This window comes from Cupriavidus consociatus, assembly GCF_017814975.1.
Lineage (GTDB): Bacteria > Pseudomonadota > Gammaproteobacteria > Burkholderiales > Burkholderiaceae > Cupriavidus > Cupriavidus consociatus.
In genome coordinates, this window is sequence record NZ_JAGIQA010000094.1 from 1 (window position 1) to 3770 (window position 3770).

Consider the following 3770-nt stretch of genomic DNA (forward strand, 5'->3'; position numbering starts at 1 on the left):
AACCCGGAAAAGCAGGTTGTCCAGCTGGACAGCCCGTTCGTGCTGCTGTTCGACAAGAAGGTTTCGAACATCCGCGATCTGCTGCCGGTGCTGGAGCAAGTGGCCAAGGCTGGCCGCCCGCTGCTGATCATCGCTGAAGACGTCGAAGGCGAAGCCCTGGCGACCCTGGTGGTCAACAACATCCGTAGCATCCTGAAGACCGCCGCCGTCAAGGCTCCGGGCTTCGGCGACCGCCGCAAGGCCATGCTGGAAGACATCGCCATCCTGACCGGCGGCACCGTCATCGCCGAAGAAATCGGCCTGACGCTGGAAAAGGCTACCCTGAACGCATGCCTAGACCAAAGTCCGATCCAGATCGTGAAGAGCGAATCACGATGGAAATAGTCGTCGACGCTTACGGTTCAGAGGAGCGGTCGATGGCGTGGTACTACTACCTCGAGGAGCAACTCACCGTTCCGTTTGAAGCTGAGGTTCGCAGGAGATCTCCAACCTCGCCGCTCAGCCCCGGCGACCGGGTACAGGTGATCGCAATGGCTCCCGAGGACGGGTGCCAGTTTGAGGCCTTCGTGTGGATAAGATGGAACAAGCGCAAGCTTGCTGTCCCACTAGCGCAACTCGTGCCACTGGCGAGCGACGAGATGACGCAGCAGGCCATTGCCGATTGGCAGTACTGGCAGGACCGAGGCTATCAATTCTGACATCAGATCGTCCGCCGTGATGCCATAGCATCCGCAGCCACCACAACGCCAATGACCTGCCGGAGCATTACTCTCAGGTCAACACGGGTTCCGCTGACGGTTACTGTTGTACGACAGCGCGAGCCCCATGGACGATGAGCATGCGCAGGTAGCTGTTTCCCCGTTTGGTGATGCCAAAAAGGCGTTGCCTGCTACCGGACGAATGCTGGCGAGGAGTAAGGCCGAGCCAAGCCGCGAATTGTCGTCCATTCTTGAACGCCCTCGCATTCCCTGCGGCTGCGACAATCGCTGTGGCGATCATCGGGCCGACACCGCGGATCTTCTCCAGTCGCTGACACTGGGCGGAAGCCCGATGAACCTGGCGAATTTTATTGTCATATCGCACGATCTGTTCATCGAGTTGCTTAAGCCGCTCGTACATGTCGCACACCATTCCCTTGATGAATTCTGTCAGCTCCCGTGGTCGTGTCGGCGATGATCTCAGGGAGGCGCCGCTGCACTTGTAAAGCGCTCTGAGAAATGACGATGCCATATTCGGCGAGAAAATTGATCTGCGCGATGCGATCACGCATCAGCAAGCTTCGGATCCGGTGCATGCATTGAATGTCTTGTTGCTCGATACCATTGATCGCTACATAACGCATCGTGGGACGGGAAGCTGCTTCGACGATTGCCTCGGCGTCATTGGAGCCGTTCTTCTGAGATTGGACAAACGGCTTCACGAACTTCGGAGCAATCATCTGAACTTGGTGTCCCATAGCCATGAAGCGACGTGCCCAGTCGTGAGCGCCACCACATGCTTCAAGGTACGTCTTCCATGCCCCGGTCTCTCGAGACTCCATGGTCGCATGGAATCTCGAGAGACCGGGGAAGGATGGGGCCATTCCACTATATCCGTACATGGACTCCCGCTTATGAGCAAGGGTGGTTTGCATTTTGAAGGTCACGACTGCGTCCGTACATTCGGCTTCTGATGTGTCCTGTGCACACAAGCCATCATGGAAATTTGCGCGCTTGCCCCTCATCGGCCTTCTGGCTTCGGAATGCAGCCGTCGGATATATCAGGATCTGCAAGCGCCGGTCCGACCGGTTCGCCATGCTTGCCACTTCTTGCGCAATCGCTAAGGAAGTGAAGGTGTTAGAACAATCCAACGTGCTACGCTACTTTGAAAACCTCTTTGCGCGTCAAGATTGTCCACGCGATGCGCGCCGTCTTGTTTGCAAGAGCGACGGTTGCGATGCTCGGGTGACGACGTTGCAATAGGGTCTTGATCCATCGGCTGTGCGGATCACCACGACGATTGACGAAGTGAATCACAGCGTGAGCGCCCTGCACAAGCAGCGTTCGCAGATAGGTATCGCCTCGTTTCGTGATGCCGCCCAGCTTTGTCTTGCCGCCGCTGGATCGTTGTCGCGGCGTCAGCCCAAGCCACGCCGCAAATTGTCGACCGTTCCTGAATTGCAATGGATCGCCGACGCTGCTAACGAGCGCGGTTGCGATGACAGGCCCGATACCCGGGATAGTCGCTAGCCGTTGACAGACCTCATTGCATTTGAATATTTCGGCAATCTCCTTGCCGAGCTCGTCGATCCATTGCTGCAGAGCGTTCATTTGTTCAAGGTACATCGCCCCGAGTCTCCTGAGCACTGGAGTGACCCTGGCATTCGGGTTGCCAAGAAGCTCAACGATGCCCTTGCGCAATTGGTGCAGCCCAACCGGATAGACAAAACCTTCTTCGGCAAACATGCTTCGGATCTGATTCGATTTCGCCGTGCGATCCTGAACAAGGCGCTCCCGCATCCGGTGCACTGACTGCAGAGACTGCTGCTCGGCGCTCTTGATTGAAACGAAGTGAATGTCCTTCCTTGTCACGGCGGCGCAGATCGCCGCAGCATCATTTACATCATTCTTGCCACCAACCAGAAATGGCGTTACGTACTGCGTCGGCAGCAGGCGCACGGTGTGCCCCAACGCGGTCAACTCCCGTGCCCAGTAATGGGAACCGTGGCAGGCTTCGATACCAACCAGGCTCGGTTCGAGGTTCGCAAAATACTTCAGCATCTCAACTCGACGAAGTTTCCGCTGCAGAACTGCATTTCCATGGCGATCAACGCCGTGGATCTGGTCGGGTAGCAGCGACGCATTACTGCGCCGCCGCCCCCTCAGAACCGGACGTGCAGGTCGCCCCGCATCCGGCTCAAGCCATTCCTTCAGCGCCACTGGGTGGCACCGGACAGCCCGGCGGAACGTTTCGCGGTTCGACGGCGGGCAAGGTAGATGTCCCATGCCGGATCAAACGGATTAGCCAGTCCCCGGATTTTGATGTGGCGCTGGATGGCGGCCGTCGCTGCGCGGAAGAGTTGCAGGCCGCAGGTGTCATCCTCGGTCGAACCCTTCGTTGCAAAATCCCAGGACCGATGTCCGTCACACCGGAAGTAACGTTTCCTGACCCACCGGGCTCCTTTCGTGGGGTGCCTACGTCTTGCCCACTTCCAGAGCAGGTGCCAGATGTGCGAGTCGATCGTTGAGAAGGTCGCTTTTGCCACGACGTGGCGATGATACATAGTCCAACCCCGAATGATCGGGTTCAGCCTACGGATCAACGCCTCTTGGGTGACACTCGCGTTGCCCTTGATGACTTCCCTGACCTTGTCGAGCAGCGATTTGATACTTTTCTTCGCTGGCTTGATCAGCAGTTTGCCGCCGTACTTGCGCACGTTTTGGCCAAGGAAATCGAAACCCTCCGCTATGTTGGTGATCCTGGTCTTCTCTTCCGAGAGTTCCAGACCTCGGGCGGCCATAAACTGCCTGACCGCGGGAAGCACCCGGGATTCCAGCACATCTCTCGACACGCCAGTCACCACAAAGTCATCGGCATAACGGACGACGTTGAGCTGAGCCTTGCTGCGAGCAAGTTTGGATGTTCCCACACTTGCATGGACTGCCGCTTCAAGCCCATCCAGCGCCATATTCGCGATTACGGGCGAGAGAGCCCCGGCAACAACATAGCAAACTCGCGGGTAAGATGTGGCCTTCGCATATCAAGGGAGTGCCTGGCGCCATGGTCCAGA

Annotated in this window: 5 protein-coding genes and 1 pseudogene; 2 read left to right on the top strand and 4 right to left on the bottom strand. The window is 57.5% G+C overall.

The window, feature by feature from the left end:
• Both groEL and J8I82_RS37350 read left to right on the top strand, forming a co-directional pair.
• A pseudogene (groEL, locus tag J8I82_RS37345) lies at positions 1 to 372 on the top strand (chaperonin GroEL); the annotation flags it as partial.
• 44 nt (positions 373 to 416) lie between these two features.
• Positions 417 to 698: a calcium-binding protein gene (locus tag J8I82_RS37350; protein WP_336620937.1), complete on the top strand. Its 282-nt coding sequence runs from the start codon at positions 417 to 419 to the stop codon at positions 696 to 698.
• Between the two features lie 100 nt (positions 699 to 798).
• Here the strand turns inward: J8I82_RS37350 and J8I82_RS38920 are convergent, their stop codons facing one another.
• The 4 genes from J8I82_RS38920 to J8I82_RS37365 form a co-directional block, all read right to left on the bottom strand.
• Complete coding sequence (locus J8I82_RS38920) at positions 799 to 1119, bottom strand: transposase (RefSeq protein ID WP_245180655.1); 321 nt, start codon at positions 1117 to 1119, stop codon at positions 799 to 801.
• Positions 1103 to 1582, bottom strand: coding sequence for a hypothetical protein (locus tag J8I82_RS38925; RefSeq protein ID WP_245180657.1), 480 nt, complete (start codon positions 1580 to 1582; stop codon positions 1103 to 1105). The genes J8I82_RS38920 and J8I82_RS38925 overlap by 17 nt, the downstream gene beginning before the upstream one ends.
• A gap of 272 nt (positions 1583 to 1854) precedes the next feature.
• Positions 1855 to 2865: an IS110 family RNA-guided transposase gene (locus tag J8I82_RS37360; RefSeq protein WP_209765609.1), complete on the bottom strand. Its 1011-nt coding sequence runs from the start codon at positions 2863 to 2865 to the stop codon at positions 1855 to 1857.
• 44 nt (positions 2866 to 2909) lie between these two features.
• Complete coding sequence (locus tag J8I82_RS37365) at positions 2910 to 3668, bottom strand: group II intron maturase-specific domain-containing protein (RefSeq protein WP_051648121.1); 759 nt, start codon at positions 3666 to 3668, stop codon at positions 2910 to 2912.
• Positions 3669 to 3770 lie beyond the last annotated feature (102 nt).

Bases quoted from the DNA above. Each gene is read 5' to 3' on its own strand.
- J8I82_RS37350 (WP_336620937.1), top strand. From the start codon at position 417: ATGGCGTGGTACTACTACCTCGAGGAGCAACTCACCGTTCCGTTTGAA.
- J8I82_RS38920 (WP_245180655.1), bottom strand. From the start codon at position 1,119: ATGTACGAGCGGCTTAAGCAACTCGATGAACAGATCGTGCGATATGAC.
- J8I82_RS38925 (WP_245180657.1), bottom strand. From the start codon at position 1,582: ATGGCCCCATCCTTCCCCGGTCTCTCGAGATTCCATGCGACCATGGAG.
- J8I82_RS37365 (WP_051648121.1), bottom strand. From the start codon at position 3,668: ATGGCGCTGGATGGGCTTGAAGCGGCAGTCCATGCAAGTGTGGGAACA.